17 protein-coding genes are annotated in these 17,144 nt (G+C 51.8%); 7 read left to right on the top strand and 10 right to left on the bottom strand.

Going from position 1 to position 17,144, the window contains the following annotated elements:
• Positions 1-69: 69 nt before the first annotated feature.
• Positions 70-1,539, bottom strand: a complete 1,470-nt coding sequence (locus VCU37_RS03120; RefSeq protein ID WP_336249169.1) for a CCA tRNA nucleotidyltransferase — start codon at positions 1,537-1,539, stop codon at positions 70-72.
• Positions 1,540-1,602: 63 nt separating this feature from the next.
• Here VCU37_RS03120 and VCU37_RS03115 point away from each other — a divergent pair, with 63 nt between their 5' ends.
• Genes VCU37_RS03115 through VCU37_RS03085 form a run of 7 tightly spaced genes read left to right on the top strand, consistent with a single transcriptional unit; the run spans position 1,603 to position 9,625 of the window.
• Positions 1,603-2,148 carry an NUDIX hydrolase gene (locus tag VCU37_RS03115; protein WP_336249168.1) on the top strand — a complete coding sequence of 182 codons (546 nt, stop codon included), beginning with the start codon at positions 1,603-1,605 and terminating at the stop codon, positions 2,146-2,148.
• A complete protein-coding gene (locus tag VCU37_RS03110; RefSeq protein WP_336249167.1) occupies positions 2,145-4,067 on the top strand; it encodes a DUF6049 family protein in 1,923 nt (640 codons plus the stop codon). The genes VCU37_RS03115 and VCU37_RS03110 overlap by 4 nt, the downstream gene beginning before the upstream one ends.
• Positions 4,064-5,743, top strand: coding sequence for a murein biosynthesis integral membrane protein MurJ (murJ, locus tag VCU37_RS03105; RefSeq protein ID WP_336249166.1), 1,680 nt, complete (start codon positions 4,064-4,066; stop codon positions 5,741-5,743). Before VCU37_RS03110 ends, murJ begins: the two co-directional genes overlap by 4 nt.
• A 7-nt stretch (positions 5,744-5,750) precedes the next feature.
• The gene (locus tag VCU37_RS03100) at positions 5,751-7,184 is read left to right on the top strand and encodes a serine/threonine-protein kinase (protein WP_336249165.1); all 1,434 of its coding nucleotides are present in this window, start codon (positions 5,751-5,753) and stop codon (positions 7,182-7,184) included.
• 29 nt (positions 7,185-7,213) lie between these two features.
• Positions 7,214-8,152, top strand: a complete 939-nt coding sequence (gene trxB / locus VCU37_RS03095) for a thioredoxin-disulfide reductase (RefSeq protein WP_336249164.1) — start codon at positions 7,214-7,216, stop codon at positions 8,150-8,152.
• A gap of 48 nt (positions 8,153-8,200) precedes the next feature.
• On the top strand, positions 8,201-8,521 hold the full coding sequence (gene trxA, locus VCU37_RS03090) for a thioredoxin (protein WP_336249163.1): 321 nt from the start codon (positions 8,201-8,203) through the stop codon (positions 8,519-8,521).
• Positions 8,522-8,524: 3 nt separating this feature from the next.
• On the top strand, positions 8,525-9,625 hold the full coding sequence (locus VCU37_RS03085) for an N-acetylmuramoyl-L-alanine amidase (protein WP_336249162.1): 1,101 nt from the start codon (positions 8,525-8,527) through the stop codon (positions 9,623-9,625).
• 179 nt (positions 9,626-9,804) lie between these two features.
• On the opposite strand, the gene VCU37_RS03080 is transcribed toward VCU37_RS03085, so the two are convergent.
• From VCU37_RS03080 to dnaA, 9 genes are all read right to left on the bottom strand, one after another.
• Complete coding sequence (locus tag VCU37_RS03080; RefSeq protein ID WP_336249161.1) at positions 9,805-10,650, bottom strand: ParB/RepB/Spo0J family partition protein; 846 nt, start codon at positions 10,648-10,650, stop codon at positions 9,805-9,807.
• Complete coding sequence (locus VCU37_RS03075) at positions 10,647-11,501, bottom strand: ParA family protein (RefSeq protein ID WP_336249160.1); 855 nt, start codon at positions 11,499-11,501, stop codon at positions 10,647-10,649. The genes VCU37_RS03080 and VCU37_RS03075 overlap by 4 nt, the downstream gene beginning before the upstream one ends.
• A complete protein-coding gene (gene rsmG, locus VCU37_RS03070; protein WP_336249159.1) occupies positions 11,498-12,190 on the bottom strand; it encodes a 16S rRNA (guanine(527)-N(7))-methyltransferase RsmG in 693 nt (230 codons plus the stop codon). The genes VCU37_RS03075 and rsmG overlap by 4 nt, the downstream gene beginning before the upstream one ends.
• Positions 12,191-13,327: 1,137 nt before the next feature.
• Positions 13,328-13,810 carry a Jag family protein gene (locus tag VCU37_RS03065; RefSeq protein WP_336249158.1) on the bottom strand — a complete coding sequence of 161 codons (483 nt, stop codon included), beginning with the start codon at positions 13,808-13,810 and terminating at the stop codon, positions 13,328-13,330.
• A 9-nt stretch (positions 13,811-13,819) separates the two neighbouring features.
• Entirely contained in the window at positions 13,820-14,617 is a 798-nt protein-coding gene (locus VCU37_RS03060; RefSeq protein ID WP_336249157.1) for a YidC/Oxa1 family membrane protein insertase, read from the bottom strand.
• Between the two features lie 3 nt (positions 14,618-14,620).
• Entirely contained in the window at positions 14,621-14,833 is a 213-nt protein-coding gene (gene yidD, locus VCU37_RS03055) for a membrane protein insertion efficiency factor YidD (protein ID WP_418896439.1), read from the bottom strand.
• Positions 14,834-14,908: 75 nt separating this feature from the next.
• On the bottom strand, positions 14,909-15,268 hold the full coding sequence (gene rnpA, locus VCU37_RS03050) for a ribonuclease P protein component (protein WP_336249155.1): 360 nt from the start codon (positions 15,266-15,268) through the stop codon (positions 14,909-14,911).
• A 6-nt stretch (positions 15,269-15,274) separates the two neighbouring features.
• On the bottom strand, positions 15,275-15,412 hold the full coding sequence (gene rpmH, locus VCU37_RS03045; protein ID WP_336249154.1) for a 50S ribosomal protein L34: 138 nt from the start codon (positions 15,410-15,412) through the stop codon (positions 15,275-15,277).
• Positions 15,413-15,478: 66 nt separating this feature from the next.
• The gene (dnaA, locus tag VCU37_RS03040; RefSeq protein ID WP_336249153.1) at positions 15,479-16,873 is read right to left on the bottom strand and encodes a chromosomal replication initiator protein DnaA; all 1,395 of its coding nucleotides are present in this window, start codon (positions 16,871-16,873) and stop codon (positions 15,479-15,481) included.
• Between the last annotated feature and the right edge of the window lie 271 nt (positions 16,874-17,144).

The raw sequence follows: 17,144 nt of genomic DNA, 5'->3' as shown, positions 1-17,144 counted from the left end.
ATTCGAGTGGGGAACGAGGGCCTTTTGGAATTTGGGGGTGGCTAACCCCTCACCGCCCCATGTTGGTTGTTACGAGCGCGGTTCCTTCGGTTCTTTTGGTGGTTTGGGGTCAATGCGCTCGCCCACCACAGTGAATCCGTGTGCTGCTGCATATTCATCCAGCAAGCCATACGCCTGGTCAAAGGACATCGGCCCATATTCAAGGGCTTGATCTTTAAGCCAATTCCAAATCGCCCCTACTTCACGACCAGGTTTCAGCCCCAAATACGCCATGATTTGTCCGCCATCAAGGGCAGGACGAACCGCATCCAGGGCTTCTTGTTCTCTGAGCCGTTCAACACGAGCTTCAAGGTCATCCATGGCCCGTGCAAATCGGTTTGCCTTCCGCTTATTCCGAGTGGTGACATCTGCGCGGGTAAGCAAATTGAGGCGGCGATATTGAATCTCTGACCCGCAATCAGCCACATAACGACGAACCGCTGAATCAGTCCATTCACCGTCGCTGTACCCGTGAAAGCGTAGATGTAGGCGAACAAGTTCACTGATTTCTCGAATAGCCTGATTGGGGTAGGTCAAGGCACGTAGCCGATGGCGAGCCATACGGGCACCAACAATGTCATGTTGATGGAAACTCACCGATCCATCCTCATGAAACGCTCGCGTTGCTGGTTTACCAATGTCATGAAGAAGGGCCGCCATACGCAAGATTGGGTCGTCACCGGGACAGCCCATCACAACGGCAAGGGTGTGGGTATAGACATCTTTATGGTGATGAAGGGGATCATGCTCCATCCGCAGCGCAGGCAATTCTGGCAACACCACATCTGCAATACCAACCTCACAGAGTAAGTCAAGGCCACGGTCTGCATAGTCACCGCAAATCAATTTATCCAATTCAATACGCACTCGTTCGGCACTGATTGTTTCAATTTGTGATGCCATGGCTGTTGCGGCTTCAATCGCTTCTGAGTCAGCTTGAAAACCAAGTACCCCAACGAACCGTGCAAGACGCATCATTCGAAGGGGATCATCAGCAAAACTCACAACAGGTCGTGCCGGCGTGCGAAGCACCTGGCGTTTCATATCTGCGACCCCATCAAATGGGTCAACAAGCTCACCTGACGGTACCCGTATCCCAATGGCGTTGACCGTGAAATCACGGCGGCTTAGATCGGCATTGATGTCATCACCAAATTCGACATCTGGGTGCCGGTCACCAGCTGTATAAGCCTCACTTCGGTAGGTTGTAACTTCAACGATGTACACCTCACCAGCTGAGTCGCTCATCTGTGCACTGATTGTTCCAAATCGTGCACCCGTGTCCCAAATTGTCGTTGTGAGCCTGTTCAAAATGCGTGTTGTTTCCTCAGGATGCGCATCGGTGGCAAAGTCCAAATCTGGGATATCTTCCTTGCCTAGAATCAAATCTCGAACACTTCCACCCACGAGAACAAGCTCATGACCAGCATGTTCAAATGCTTCTCCAAGCTCAATAGCGAGGGCCGGTATGGGAGTTGAAAAAGGGAGGGACTGGGGCATGCAGCCAACTTACCGGCCTGACTCAATACCGCCTCTTGCTTAGACTGTGTTCTGGAGGTCCCGTTGGCAAGCATTCGCAAGACGACGTATTTGACCAAACACGCCACGAGTGCTGGCGGTTTGGTCTATGACGACCGTGAAGACGGCCGTTGGGTTGTGCTGATCGCACATGAAACAACTGGCGGTGACGTCTTATGGACTCTCCCAAAGGGTGGTATCGATGATGGTGAAACGCTAGTTGACACGGCGATACGTGAAGTCCGGGAGGAAACGGGCCTTGACACCCAAGTACGTGCCAAATTGGGTGTTATTGATTATTGGTTTGTTTGGCGTCCGGATCGGGTTCGCTACCACAAATATGTCCACTACTTTTTATTGAGTTATGTGGGTGGTGATTTCAGCCGTCGAGATGAAGAGGCATTCGATGTGGTTTGGCTTCCCATTGATGAGGCTATTAAGCAGATGAGCCACCCAAATGAGGTACGGCTTGTCCGAAAGGCGATGGATACCTTTGGCCCTGAAGTTGGCCGGTCACCCAGTCCGCCTGCACAGTTGACGCCCCTTTCGGCACGTATCGAACAAGACGAACAATCACGGCGGGTTTCGTGAGCGGTGTGATCCGTTGGTTTGGTGCTTGTCTACTGGCCTTACTCAGTGGCTTCGTGGCGACACCTTTTGCTATTGCCCAATCGGTCCCGGCATCACCACGCCAAACACCGACACCTCCCACATCAGCAACCACAGATCGACTAATCACGATTGAATCGATCAACGGTATTCTGAGCCCATCACAGCCCCTCCAGTTACGCCTCGCTATCGGCCAAGGGAAGCCATTAGCAAATCCTCGTATCACGTTGGCGGTACGGGAACCCGCAACGAGCCGTGAAGACTTGCAACAGGCTGTTTTAAATCAAGAAACAGGCTGGCTGTTTAGTTCTTCAGCTGAGTCACTCACGCCTCTCGGTGAAGGTGAGTCACGGTCAGTCCTTATAGAACGCTCAACCACTGACTTATATCTCGATCGCTTTGAAGCAACCGGTGTCTACCCGCTTGAAATCACGCTGCTGGACGGAAACCATCGCGTTGCTCGCCTCGTCACCGCCCTTGTTGTGGATCCTCAGCTCAATCCCGTTCCCCTGGCCATTGTTGGGTCATTAGGGCAAACGGAGCAGTCGGTTGTTGTCGGTTCACACGACGATATGCCAACGCTGGCACGCGAAGTCATCCCCACTCCGGCGTATGATGCCGATCTCTTCTCCCTTGCTGAAACAAATCAGTTTGACTTAATCGATCGTACGGTGAGTGAAGGGTTAAGTGATCGTCTCGCCACTGACTCAGTATCGGTTGCACCAGTCATTGCATCACCCACCACGATCAATCGCTCTACCGCTTCAGCCATTAGTCGCACCGCTGCAGTGGATGGCATTCTTGTCCCGGAAGGTACGCTCACCCAAGCAGGTTCAGTCCATCGATTTAATGCAGTAAAGATATTGGCTGGTGATCCCGCATTTAAGAAAGCAGCTGCCGTATTAGACGGGCCAGCATTGGGGCAATGGGCTATTGCTTATGCAGCCTTGCCCCAACGACTTCAACCCACCACACCGATAGATACCGACGCCGAACAGACCAACCCGTCTTCTGATGATGGTGAAACAATCCAATCTCCGTTGCTTCTTGATTTACGGTCCATACCGAGCGCAGAGGATCAACGCGTACTCCAAGAAACCCTTGCCACAGCCCCTTGGGTCCGTTTAGGTGGCGTAGGCGATCTGATGAATGCCCCCGCAGATGTCATTACACCGACGGCCTTTTCGTCACCTGTGCTTTCGCAACAACGCCGAGATTATTTTGCCAGATTGAAGGCGGCACGTGATGCCCTTCCTGGCATTGTGGCTATGACGGAGCGCCGTTCCTTTGAAGATGGTACAAGTCCCCTGAACTTTGACGATGAGTTGTTGGTTGCGACCGCTGTTAACGAAGACGAGAGCCAAGCGGCAACAAGGGTTCTTAATACCAAGGCACAAATCGAAGGAGGTATCCAAGTACTCTCTCCCCCACCAATTACCATGACAGGTCAACGTGGAACAATCCCCATCAGTGTGGCCAATGATTCTCCTATTGGATTGACAGTTCGTGTTCGTATCATTAGTTCAAACTTGAAAATTGAAGGTAACGACACCGTTGATATGCGCTTGCGTCCACGGGATGCCACTGCCAAAGACATCGTGGTCAGCCCGCGAACCTCTGGCGGTATTACAAGTGCCATCGTTCAAGTTGAGAATCCCCAAACTGGCCAATTAATCACATCGGGAACCATCAGTGTTCGCTCAACGGCCTACCCGGTTACTGCACTGTTATTTGCCGCTGGAGCGATCGGTATTTTGGTGCTTTGGGGCTGGCGGAACCGCTCAGCTAATCGTATTTTTAGGCGTACGGCAAGACCAGTTAGTGGCCCACTCCCCTCACTTGATGAAACCATTCCGTTTCAGACAATCAAGTCAGAACCCTCGCCAAGTGAGGACCAATGAGGTTGCCCCGTCTAGGAAGTTCTGCCCTTGTGGCCGCAGGTATCGGCTTATCACGCGTTGCCGGCCTTCTCCGTGAAATTGTTATCGCTGGATTTTTAGGTTCTGGTCCAGCCATCGAAGCCTTTACTGCGGCCTTCCGTATCCCCAATATGATGCAAAACCTCTTGGGGGAAGGTGTCTTGAGCGCATCCTTCATTCCCTCCTATTCCAAGCTGTTGGCAGAAGGGCGTGAAAAGGAAGCTGGCCAACTCGCCTCAACAATCTTGTTGGCCTTGATTTTAATAACGACTGTCTTGGATTGGGTGGGTATCACTTTTGCCGGTCCCCTCACCGACCTCGTCGCGGGAGGATATACCGGAGAACGGCGCGAACTCACCGTTACGCTTGTGCGCATCACAACCCCAGGCATTGGGCTGCTCGTCCTATCAAGCTGGTGTTTAGGCGTACTCAATAGCCATCGCAAGTTTTTCTTGTCCTATGTTGCCCCCGTCATCTGGAACTTCGTTCAGATTTTTATGGTGGTCGGTTTCGGCTGGACGATCTATGCCGGTGCATCAGGCGGTCTGGACCAAACAAGTGTTGAGCTCGTCAAAGTCCTTGGCTGGGCTACGGTCATAGGGGCAGCTGCGCAACTGATCGTCCAGCTACCAGGTGTGATAAAGGTAGAGCGTAACTTTGTTTTGGCGATGCGTTGGGACACCCACGCCCGTCATGTTGTCCAAAAATTCTTGCCTGTTGTTGGAGCTCGTGGGGTCATTCAAATCAGCGCATGGGTAGATGTTTGGTTAGCCAGCTTCTTAGCCGTAGGAGCAGTTGGCACCATGCGCTATGCGAGCTTTTTATTTCTCTTACCAATCAGTTTGTTCGGCATGAGTATTGCAGCCGCTGAGCTTCCCGAAATGTCAACCGTACGCGCTGAAGCCGTTTCACAACGACTCCGCCCTGCCTTTGGCCGTATTGCGTTCTTTGTCGTCCCTATCGCAACCGCCTACCTATTTTGTGGCGACTACATCACCGGTTTACTACTGGAACGCGGTGAGTTCACCTCATCGAATTCAACTATGGTGTGGCTCGTCCTCAGTGTTATGTCCCTTGGCTTATTAGCCTCCACACTCAGTCGTTTAATGCAGTCAGCGCTATACAGTTTGAACGACACCACCGTTCCGGCACGTGCCTCCATCACCCGTGTAATTGTTTCAGCACTGGTTGGAGGCGTATCAATGTTTCAATTTGATCAATTCGGGCTCACAGCTCACGGCATCGTTATGTTGGGTCAGTTACCTGCCTTAGGACCACTTGAAACCACCCTCCGTGAGACACCTGATATAGCTCGCATCGGTGCTGTTGGCCTGGGGCTTGGCGTTGCCGTTGGCTCATGGACCGAATTTGCCATGTTGTATCGGAAGGTCCGTGCAACCACAGGACCGTTGCATCTCTATAACACCCTCAGTGCGGTCTTTACCGGTGCGATGGGGGCTGGTGCATCAGCGGTTATCATCCGCTATCTATCGGGAAATTGGCCAAACTGGTTACTTGCGATATTGTCTTTGGCCGTCGCTGGTTTGATCTACCTGTGGGTGACATGGAAATCCGGGTACGGACTGGTTGATGCGCTGGACGGCAGGCTTGCAGACCGATCGAACAATCTCCGCACATTTCCTGATCGCTTAGAATGATGAACTTGTGACCACACCATCGTCAAAACCCACGCCACCGCCACGCATACTGGCTGGTCGCTATGAGTTATCCGAACATATTGATTCGGGTCTGTTAACAACGGTTTGGAAGGCCTGGGATACCGTCTTGGCGAGACCGGTTGCGGTCAAGATTTTGCGTAAAGAATATGTCGAAGAACCTGAGGTCCGTGCCCGGTTCAAAGCAGAAGCTATCGCTGCGGCTCGACTCGTTCACCCTGGAATCGTTGCCATCTTTGATACTGGTAGTGATGGGGATGATGAGTACGTGGTGATGGAATGGATGGATGGCCGCCGGTTGGATGCTGCGATTGCTGCCAGAAAGCACAACCCGCTTGAAATCGATGAAGTTGCGCACATCGCTCGCCGTATTTCGTTGGCGTTGGCGTATGCGCATGAACGTGGCATGTTGCATGGGGCTGTGCATTCACACAATGTGCTGTTGACGGCTGATGGTCGAGTAAAGCTCGCTGATTTTGGGGTTAGTCGTGCGGTGAAAGATTCACCGACCCCGCCTCCAGAACAGTTGCGTGGCCATCCAATTGATGAACGTACCGACCTTTGGGGGTTAGGACTGATTTTGTATGAGCTGTTAACGGGTGAAAACCCGATTACGGCTCGCGGTCGATTACAGACACGGTTATCCGACGATTTACCTCGCCCTAGCCTCAAACGAGGCAGTATTCCAACTGAGCTTGATGACTTGGTTTCACTCTTAACGGCAAGTAATCCGGACAATCGTCCTGCTGATGCCAGTCGTGTTTCTCAAGCACTTGCCCGCTTTGAACACGCCCGGATTGAGCCACCGTCCCCACCGAAACGCCGACGATTTGTACGCGAGGTGCTGTGGGTTGTACCAGTCATCGTATTGATTGTGGCGGCTGGATGGCTTGTGCAATCCTCAAAAAAATCGGTGAGTGGTCAAGATCCTGCCGGTGGTGGTTCTGCTTCGGAGATTACCGCTACCAACGATGTCATTACGGCCATTGTGGGTGTTGACTCCTTTGACCCCCAGGGTGATTCACGCGAACGAGACCATCAGATTGACGCATTATTAGATGGTGCTCCTGCGACCTCGTGGGCTACTGAGCTCTATCACACCGCTGACTTTGGGGGGTTAAAGGACGGTGTCGGATTTGTCTTGGACCTTGGATCAGCCAAACGAGTAAGCGAAGTAGAACTGGCCACCCCACATGGTGGATTTGATGTCCACATTGGTGTGGCATCCACCCCTGAAGAGAGCCTTGATGGGTTCACTATCGTGGCAAAACAACCAAAGGTTGATGACGACGCTAACGTTATCGCTATCACGCCACCCAAATTAGGACGATATGTACTCGTTTGGTTGACGGGTGAGCTTCCCAAAGTAAGCGATCGTTACCGTGCGGAAATCAGTTCCGTTCGTGTACGAGTGCAACCATAATGGGATCCATTTTTGCCTAAGGAGACGGCATGACGCAATCCATAGAGAACATCACCATCGTTGGGTCCGGTCCCGCCGGTTGGACCGCAGCTATTTATGCCGCACGAGCCGGCCAGAATCCACTTGTATTAGAAGGCCCGGTATCAGGTGGGCAACTTACTCAAACCACTGAGGTTGAGAACTTTCCTGGGTATCCCGAAGGTCGTCATGGTCCTGAGATGATGCAAGATTTTCGCGCCCAAGCAGAGCGCTTTGGCGCACGCACGCAAATTGGACAGGTGGTTCGTACCGATTTGACGTCCAACCCGAAGGTCCTCTATCTCGATGATGGCTCTGAGATTCATACAAAAACGGTCATTATCTGTACCGGCGCGAGTGCACGCTGGCTAGGCATCGAGAATGAAGAACGGTTGAAAGGCTTTGGGGTAAGCGCCTGCGCAACCTGTGATGGATTCTTCTTCCGTAATCGCAAACTTGTGGTCGTAGGTGGTGGAGATACCGCCATGGAAGAGGCCCTGTTCTTGTCTACCTTGGCAGAGTCTGTCACGGTGGTTCATCGCCGTGATGAGTTCCGTGCATCAGACATTATGGCTAAGCGCGTACTTGATACATCAAATATCTCCGTTGCGTGGAACAGTGTGGTCGTTGACGTGCTTGGTGATGAGGCCGTGACTGGTGTGCGCATCAAAAACACCATCACCGATGAAGAAACCAACTTGGAGGCTGACGGGGTCTTTATGGCTATCGGGCACTCACCGAATAGCCAGCCATTTGCGGACCAGGTTAAGGTTGATGGTGTTGGCTACATCATTGTTGATGAACCAACCACGAATACCAATGTTGACGGGGTCTTTGCCGCAGGAGATATTACCGACACCCGGTATCGTCAAGCGATTACCGCCGCTGGTCAGGGATGTAAGGCTGCATTGGATGCACAACGTTGGCTTGAAAAGCAAGAGAGCCATTAGGACCGTTTTAAGGCAGACTTGAGTAATACCTAACGAAGGAGAAGAGCTATGTCGAGTGCCGCAGTAACAGACGCCACCTTTGCCGATGAGGTTTTGGGCGCAGATCGTCCCGTATTAGTTGATTTTTGGGCTGAATGGTGTGGCCCCTGCCGCCAGGTCGGTCCAATTATTGATGAGATTGGTACTGAGTTTGCTGACAAGTTGAAGGTAATGAAGCTGAACGTGGATGAGAATCCTCAGGCGGCACAGACCTACCGCGTCATGAGCATTCCAAGCATGATCGTCTTTAATGGTGGTCAGGAAGTCAAGCGCATTGTGGGTGCTAAACCTAAGTCAGCGTTACTCGTTGATTTGGCCGATTTCATCTAAATAATGGGTTTACCGTTACGATACGGCGATGTTGGCGCCGAGGTATTTGACCTGCGTCGCCGCCTATCTAAGTGGTCAGAGGACACCCCTACTGTGGGTGTTCCTTTGGCGTATGGAGAAGAATTCGACGATAATACAGTCCTCGCCGTCAAAACATTCCAACAGGCTCGCGGCCTCACCCCGAGTGGAGTCGTTGATAGCGATACCTGGGAATCGTTAGTTGAAGCCGACTTTCATCTTGGTGACCGGTTGTTGTGGTACTCCACCCCGCCCATGCGTGGCGACGACGTTTTGGATTTGCAATCACGATTAAACCAATTGGGATTTGAAGCCGGTCGTGAAGATGGGCTGTTTAGTCATTTGCTTGATAATGCGTTACGCGAGTTCCAAGACCATATGGGTATTGAAGTTGATGGCGTTGCCGGCCCGCGAACACTTGTTCAATTAAAACGACTCCGCCGGGCCCACATGGAAATTGGGGCAAGTGCACGCGTTCGTGACCAAGAGCAGTTTGAACATGCTGCTCGTGCTGGTCTACCCGGCATGGTTGTCCTTATCGATCCGGCCAGTATCAAGTATGCCCAGCTTGATCATCGTGTCTTGACTGACTGGTCATGGTCCATGGCAACCCAACTGCATGCACGTCTATCAGCGGTGGGGATGTCGCCAGTCTTAAGTCGGGGTCCACTCAACGACCCTTCCAATGCGGATCGTGCCGCATTGGCTAATCGTATTGGCGCAAAACTCACCATTAGCTTGAGTTTGGCCGCACACGATGACCCTAACCATGTTGGTGCGCACGCGTATTATTTTGCATCACCATCTCACCAATCATCCTTCACCAGTCCTGTTGGCCAAGACTTGGCGTATGCGGCGATGCAGGCCGTCCGTGCAATCGAACCTGGTGTGGCTACTGAGGTCGCTCCACGGACGTGGACGATGCTTCGAGGTACTCGGATGCCAACGGTCATTATAGAACCCGCTTACGGCACGAATCCGGAATCATTGGCAACGTGGTCAACGCCTGAAGTTCAAACAGCGTTTGCAAATCGTATGGTGAACGCCATCGCGAGCCTTGTTCAGCGTTATACCAAACAAGACTAAGCCTCACTCACCCATTGGATAGTATTGGAATTATAAGCATATTATTGCTCTAATTGCTTATTCCTTGGTTTTATCTGCAAATAATAGGAGCAGCCATCCCCAGAACAAGCCCAAGCCAAGACCAACAAGGGCACGGCTTGTTTTTGTCGGACCGTCAATATGGCTATCCGGTGCCATGCCTACTCCCCCATCAACAAGCCAAGTAACCGATGAAAATCCTCAGATCCGGCATATTCAATCTGAATGCGACCACGGCGGGGGCTACCTTGAATGTTGACTTTGGTACCAAAGCGATCAGCCAGTTGATCTTCGACATCCGTAAACACGGATGGTGTAGTCCCTTGAGTTGAACGTACTTGTCGACGTGGTTCGGTAATTGTTTTTACGAGCTCCTCGGTGCGTCGTACACTGAGGCCTTCTGTAACGATCTGGTTTGCGATTGCTTGTTGCTGATCTGCCTCTAGAACTGCCAAACTCCGCCCGTGACCAGCGGAAATAGCGCCTGTACTCACCAAATCAGCCACCGAATCAACAAGGGTCAGTAGCCGAAGAGTGTTTGTGATTACCGAGCGTGAACGCCCAAGCCGCTCCGCCAAGTCATCGTGCGTGAATTCAAAATCATCAATCAGTTGACGGTATGCTCTGGCTTCTTCTATGGGATCGAGGTCGGCCCGATGAATATTCTCAACAAGCGCTTCTGTCAATAGCTGGTCATCTTCGGTATGGCGAATAACGACGGGTACACGCGCTAGTCCAGCCCGCCGCGCTGCACGAAACCGTCGTTCCCCAGCCACAATTTCATAGGAACCGTCGGGTAATGGTCGTGCCACGATGGGCTGCAAGATACCCATCGTGGCAATGGAATGCGTCAATTCTTCGAGGGCAGCCTCATCAAAGCGATCACGTGGTTGCCGGGCATTTGGTTTGAGTTGATCAAGGGTCAGCTCAACAAGACCCGATTGTCCTGCACTGCCCTGGGGGATTAGTGCTCCCAATCCGCGGCCAAGGCCTCCACTGCGACTCATCCTTGTCCCTTCCATAGGTTAATACGTTCTATCACTTCAGCAGCCAACCGACGGTAGGCCATGGCACCGCGACTCGGGCTATCAAATACCGTGATGGGTTGCGCAAAACTGGGTGCTTCAGCCAGTCGAACTGTTCGCGGAATACGCGCAGAGAAAACCATATCACCGAAATAGCCACGGACATCGTCTTCTACGGCCGTCGCCAACTTTGTCCGAGTATCAACCATGGTCATCACTACCCCAAGCGTATAGAGCTGGGCATTGAGATGACGACGCACCAAAGACAGGTTTTGCTGCAAGGCACCTAGACCCTCTAAGGCAAAATACTCCGCTTGAACAGGAATAAGCACCGCATCTGCGGCACATAGCGCATTAATAGTGAGCAGTCCCAGGCTCGGGGGACAGTCGATGAGTATGACATCGATCTCATCTAACAGCGGTATAAGTGCATCACGCAGGCGGTATTCACGACCCATTGCGCTCACCAGCTCAATTTCAGCCGCGGCCAGATCCATCGTGCTGGGCAGCACAATGACTCCCGATTCCGTTGGCACCATAGCCTCTTGTACTTCAGCTTCATTGACAAGCACGTCGTAGAGCGTCACTTGTTCATCTTTACGTTCGATGCCTGCACCGCTACCGGCATTCCCCTGTGGATCTGCATCTATTAAGAGGACGCGATACCCCTGTTCAACGAGACTAGCTGCCAATGAAATTGTCGTCGTCGTTTTCCCAACCCCGCCTTTTTGGTTTACCACCGCAATTGCTATGGCCTTTTCCCAACTCCCCTTACGTTCCGGCACGGCATGTTTCACGTGAAACGAACCTTCCCAATGGCGATACCAACTCACGACCGCTCCTTAGGGGAGTAGACCGTCCGCGGGCCACCAAGTGGCTTAGAAGCAGGAACGCCATCTTTTCTTGGAATCATCTCCGGCACTGGCCCATCTGCAATAATGGTAATGACGTGGCTTTGACGATCACTCGGGCCAAGAATCACGGTTCCTTTTTCGTGTACCTTCAACTGCCCTGCACATCGCTGCATATACCCGCGTTCTTGAACAAGACCAGGACCTTTAATGACCACGATCTGCCCTCCTGGATGGACAAACCCACGCGCAAGTTCAGTAACGACGTCAAGTCGTGCAACTGCGCGGCTAATCACCCCGTCATAGACACCGCGATAATCTGTATCTCGTGCCAGATGCTCCGCACGTCCTACCACCCCACGGGCATTTTCTAGCTCAAGATCATCGATGAAACCGTTAACGGCATCGATTTTCTTTGCGGTAGCATCAATCAGCGTCCACCCGACGAGTGGGAACATGATCGCACACACCAAGCCCGGCAAGCCACCCCCGGTACCAAGGTCAATCCAATGGGTATGCGCTCCTGGCTTCAACTGCGTGCAGACCGCTACACACTCAGGGATGTGATGGGTCGCTACGAGCTCTCGATCCCGCGCCGAAACAAGGTTGTGCGGGGATTCCGCAATCAACGTAGCAAGGCGATCAAGGCGTTGGCGGGTCTGATCCTGCATACTAGAAGCTTACCTTACCGGCAGACAAGTGACGCCTATCTTCGCATGTTTCACGTGAAACAAACCTTCCCAATGGCCACCCATACGTGGCCACAATAAAACCCTCCCATCACATCGGCTCCGAGTGTAACAAGAGGGTTTTAAAGCAAGTTCTGAACGCAACTACAACCAAACTGAAGTACCCAGAACGAACTTATCTATACAGTGATAAAAACAAACAGGCGAGTGTCTGCAGGAGGCTCTATACGAGGGTGTCAGCTTCGACGACGAGGCCAGTCAACATCGCAGCCATTAAACCAAGAAGGGTAGCGGTGTTGAGTTTCATTGTTTTGGCCTTTCGACGAGTGGTGCTTGACAAAGATTATGATGCCAGGTGCCACCCCACCTTGGCCAATATTTCACTTTTCGTATACAAACAATCACTTTCTGTGTTTTTCTCTCCTTTGATCCAATAACTCAAACAACCAGCAACACAGACCATATAACCCCTGAACAGGTATTTTGTGGCTAGCACTAGAATATGCCGCCCAGAATTACTGCGTCATACGTGAGCCATACGCCTCCTGATGGCACCCAATTCACATCGTGAGTGCTTGTCCAACACAGCCAAGCACCCACCTCTAGAAATATGCCCGTTGGTTACGCATCGATAGCTGTTACACCTTTAGCCGCTGCTCTACCGCGTAACCGACTGGCTTGGGTGTGTCATGGCATCGTTGGCGATATAGCAAATGCCATCAAGCATGTAGACATTGGCAGCGAAGTTACCACAAGCCAAAATCAAGGGTATATGCCGGCGCAGGGCCGCTGGCCGGGGGTGTGGATGTTGGCTGCCGGGGTGATACGAGCACTCGGTGAGTCGGTGCTCTGTGCTGAGGGTGTGAGTATTGCATGCCAGGGTGATATGAGCCCAGGATGGGCGAATTCAGTGAGCCGCCCTCCCGCCACGGACCGCGGCAGGCGAACGTGCCCAGACAGACAATACCCATAACCATGCCCAAGCAACACCCGCAACCATGCCCAGGTGCAAACGTGCCCAGACAGGCACCACCAACAACCATCCTAAGGAGAACTGGGACACCAAAAAGCCCCCGGATACCAGGGGCTTAGGAAGGTGTGTTGGCTGCGGCTTGTTGGTTACCGCTCGCTGTCGAGGGTGACGACCACATGACGGCGTGGCTCTTCACCCTCTGAGTGTGAGGTAACACCATTAACCGCGTGCACAACATCGTGCATCAGTTTGCGGTTATAGGCATTGGTGGGTTTGAGGTGAACCGCTTTACCTGTCTCGCGAGCTTCGGCGATAGCTTCGCGCACCCGCTCTTGGAGGGCAGCGTGTTCACGCTTGCGATACCCGTTTACGTCTAAACGAACACGGGTATAGCGCTGTGTCTTGGTTTGTACCGCAGTGCGCATCACTTCTTGGATGGCATCTAGTACTTCACCACGACGACCGATGAGGACATCATCAGCGTCTTCAATTGAGATAAGGGCTTCTGTTTCGGTGACATCGATTGTGAGATCACCGTCCAGGTCCATTGCGTCGAGGAGCCCCTCAAGAAAGTCGGCGGCTACATCGGCGTCATGGTCGAGGTCTTCGATGCTTAATTCGTTGCTCACAAGGCATCCTTATTTTTTGTTGTTGTCGGCCTTGGGGTTATTGCCACGATGCTTGGAATTACTTGAAACATATTTTCCAATGAACCAGGTCTGCCCCATTGTCCAGAGGTTTGAGGTGACCCAGTAGATCAGTACGCCGGCAGGAATGTTAATTGCCATGACGCCAAGCATGGGTGGCATCACCCAAAGCATGGTCTGTTGCATTTGTGCAGCCTGCCCTTCGGCGGGAGGCTGCATCGCCATCGAAATCTTCTGTGTGAAATAGGTTGTAACCACCATGCCTGCAACAAGCAGGATGGCCCCGATGCCAGCTTGCAGTGGGGGAGCGCTCAGTACAGAGATCCCAAACCACGGTGCATCAATGAGTTGAGGTACAAGGACTTCTACACCTTGTTGTCCGCCACGTAACACACTAAATAGGGCAAAAAATACTGGCATCTGCAAGAGGAGTGGCAAACACCCGCCAACCGGGTTAACACCGTTCTCTTTATAGAGGGCAGACATTTCCTCTTGCATTTTGGCCTGGCGCGCACGATACCGCTCGGGATCGGTGCGCATCATTTCACGCGTCGTTTTGTACTTCTTCTGGATTTTCTCCATTTGCGGCTTGATCGCCTGCATACCTTCCATTGACTTCATCTGTCGAATGGCAAGCGGAACAAGGATCACCCGGACCGTGATGGTCAACAGCAAAATCGCAAAGCCCCATTGATAGGGGTCGATAAATGCAAGTGCATTGCCGTAGAAGGTGAGGGTATCGGCCAGGACGTGTTTTAACCCTTGCCAGAGGAATGAGAACGGATTCATAACCTATTTCCGGTTTGGTTGATCGGGTATTGGGACTGGGTCAAACCCATATCCCCCAAGAGGTCTACATCGGCTTAAGCGTTTCATGGCTAGCCAAGTGCCTCGCCATAGGCCGTGTATTTCAACTGCCTCTACAGCATATGCGGAACATGTCGGTGTGAATCGGCAATGTCCCCGAGGGCGAGGCATCACTTGATACCAACGAATTAACCTAATGACTGCACGCTGACCGCTGGAATAGGTGACGTTGGCAACAGGTCTAGCTGCATTGTGTTCAGAATGACCGCACATTTAAGAACCCAACCGTTTACAAGCTCGTAAAAAAGCGGATTGAACATCATTGCGGAGTTCCTTATATCCCACACTCGCAATACCGGGCTTTGCAACAAGCACAATATCAAGGGGTTCACGCACGTCTTGGACACTCAGGGTGTCTGGGTAAATCGCACGTAATCGACGTTTAGCTCGGTTACGTTTAACGGCGTTACCAACACGACGACCAGCCACCACCGCTACTCGGTGATGGCTGCGAGAGGTGCCCTGAAAGGGTTTCCGCGGAATGGCCACATGAACGACAACAGCGTGGGTTCCTGCTCCTGAACCGGCGGTCATAACGTGGCGGATATCACCCGAGGACCGAAGTCGGTCCACGTGAACCTATGCCGTTAAGCGCTTACGGCCCTTGCGGCGACGCGCGGCGATAATCGCACGACCGGCAACGGTGCGCATACGAGCGCGGAAGCCATGCTTCTTGGCGCGACGACGGGTATTGGGTTGAAAAGTACGCTTTGACATCTGGACCTCTTAAAATTACGCGGACGCACCAGGGTACGTGTGTGAATGTGTGTATGCACCCAATTTTTATGGGTGTTTGCTGTCTTTAATGACCGCAGTAAGCCGTTGAATGTCTTGGAATAGTTCTTTATTGCTATCAATCAAATCCATAATGCGGTCATAGGCATGCTTAACTGTTGAATGATCGCGATTTCCAAACCGTCGTCCAATCTCAGGCAAACTAAAATCAGTGAGTTCTCTGGTGAGATACATTGCGACATGTCGCGCATTGACTATTTCTCGTGTACGTGAACGCCCAATTATCTCATCAACAGGTATCTCAAAATAATTAGCCGTTTCATACAAAATCGAATCGGCACTTATCTTTCTTTGGCTTGCTTGAGGATAAATATCCTTCAATGTATCTTCAGCCAAACGTAATGTGATGGGAAGGTTGTTCACACTAGCGGCAGCTACGACACGGGTAAGTGCTCCCTCAAGATTACGAACATTAGAATCCACACGCCTTGCAATGGATTCAAGCACTTCACGGGGTACATCTCGCCCTTCAGCTTCACAGCGGCGAATCAAAATCGTGAGTCGTGTTTCGAGTTCTGGAGGACTTACATCACAGACCAGTCCGTTTGCGAATCGTGTCCGTAAACGCTCAGTCAATAGCTTTAATTCATTAGGATGCTTATCACAAGTTAACACAATCTGCTTACCTGCGAGATGCAAATGATTAAATGTTTGGAAGAACTCTTGTTGTGTCTGGTCTTTATTTTCTACTTCTTGAATATCATCAATAAGGAGTACATCAATACTCCGATATCTATTATGAAATTCATGTGCCTTTTTAACACGAATTGAGTGAATAAAGTCATTTGTGAACTGCTCAGTTGTCACATACATGACTCGGCTCGTCGGATCCTGCTCCCGGACGTAGTTTCCAATCGCCTGCAACAGATGGGTTTTGCCAAGCCCACTTGGTCCATAAATGAGTAGCGGGTTGTAGGTGCGCGCTGGCTGTTCGGCAACGGCTTGCGCGCTTGAATAGGCCAGGCGGTTTGACGCACCCATAACAAAGGAATCAAAGGTATAGGTGGGCACCAAGTTGGAAGCAACCGGGATAGCGGGGGCACCGAGTTCCCATTCACTGGTTGCTACAGCCGGGCGATAGGTTGGTTCTGGAGGGGTTTCAACCACAGGGGGTGCCACGTTTGAAACCGGTTGCGCCACGGTGAGGGCCAACTGAACGTCATGCCCTAAATGCTCATTGAGCGCGGTTTGGATGCGATCAAAATAGTTTTTCCGAATATTTGCAAGCGCAAAGTCGTCTGGCGCGGCAAGCACGACGATACCGTCGCTGTAGCCCAGCGGCTGAATATCTAAAAGCATGGCGGTAGCAATCCGGCCGAGGTCTTGAGCTTTGAGATCCTCGCACGCGGCTTCCCACACTCGTGTCAGTTCAGCTCGTTCCACTGATCTCGTAATCCTCAGTCATCCTTGCCTGCGTTGCGGGCATGAGTTTAGGCCTGAATAGGCTCGACTACCAAGTCAAATTCGGATCAGGAGGCCAATACCTGTTGAAAAACTGTGGAATAGTGAGGAATATCCCTGTTAATAAAATGTGCAAATAAACAAATTACATTGATGGTATTTAGTTATCGTTTGTGGCATCCATGTAATACCATTGCGGCAACCCAAATCCTCCCCATGTGAGTCCACAGCCAAAACTGAGATGACTTCCGTC

Source organism: Stomatohabitans albus (genome assembly GCF_036336025.1).
Taxonomy (GTDB): Bacteria; Actinomycetota; Nitriliruptoria; order Euzebyales; family Euzebyaceae; genus Stomatohabitans; species Stomatohabitans albus.
The sequence above is the reverse complement of the archived record's forward strand: the minus strand, read 5'-3'. Positions and strand labels throughout refer to the sequence as shown.

What these genes read in the sequence shown, in the direction of transcription:
- VCU37_RS03120 (WP_336249169.1), bottom strand. Translation starts at nt 1,539, where the DNA reads ATGCCCCAGTCCCTCCCTTTTTCAACTCCCATACCGGCCCTCGCTATT.
- murJ (WP_336249166.1), top strand. Translation starts at nt 4,064, where the DNA reads ATGAGGTTGCCCCGTCTAGGAAGTTCTGCCCTTGTGGCCGCAGGTATC.
- trxB (WP_336249164.1), top strand. Translation starts at nt 7,214, where the DNA reads ATGACGCAATCCATAGAGAACATCACCATCGTTGGGTCCGGTCCCGCC.
- trxA (WP_336249163.1), top strand. Translation starts at nt 8,201, where the DNA reads ATGTCGAGTGCCGCAGTAACAGACGCCACCTTTGCCGATGAGGTTTTG.
- VCU37_RS03085 (WP_336249162.1), top strand. Translation starts at nt 8,525, where the DNA reads ATGGGTTTACCGTTACGATACGGCGATGTTGGCGCCGAGGTATTTGAC.
- VCU37_RS03080 (WP_336249161.1), bottom strand. Translation starts at nt 10,650, where the DNA reads ATGAGTCGCAGTGGAGGCCTTGGCCGCGGATTGGGAGCACTAATCCCC.
- rsmG (WP_336249159.1), bottom strand. Translation starts at nt 12,190, where the DNA reads ATGCAGGATCAGACCCGCCAACGCCTTGATCGCCTTGCTACGTTGATT.
- VCU37_RS03060 (WP_336249157.1), bottom strand. Translation starts at nt 14,617, where the DNA reads ATGAATCCGTTCTCATTCCTCTGGCAAGGGTTAAAACACGTCCTGGCC.
- rpmH (WP_336249154.1), bottom strand. Translation starts at nt 15,412, where the DNA reads ATGTCAAAGCGTACTTTTCAACCCAATACCCGTCGTCGCGCCAAGAAG.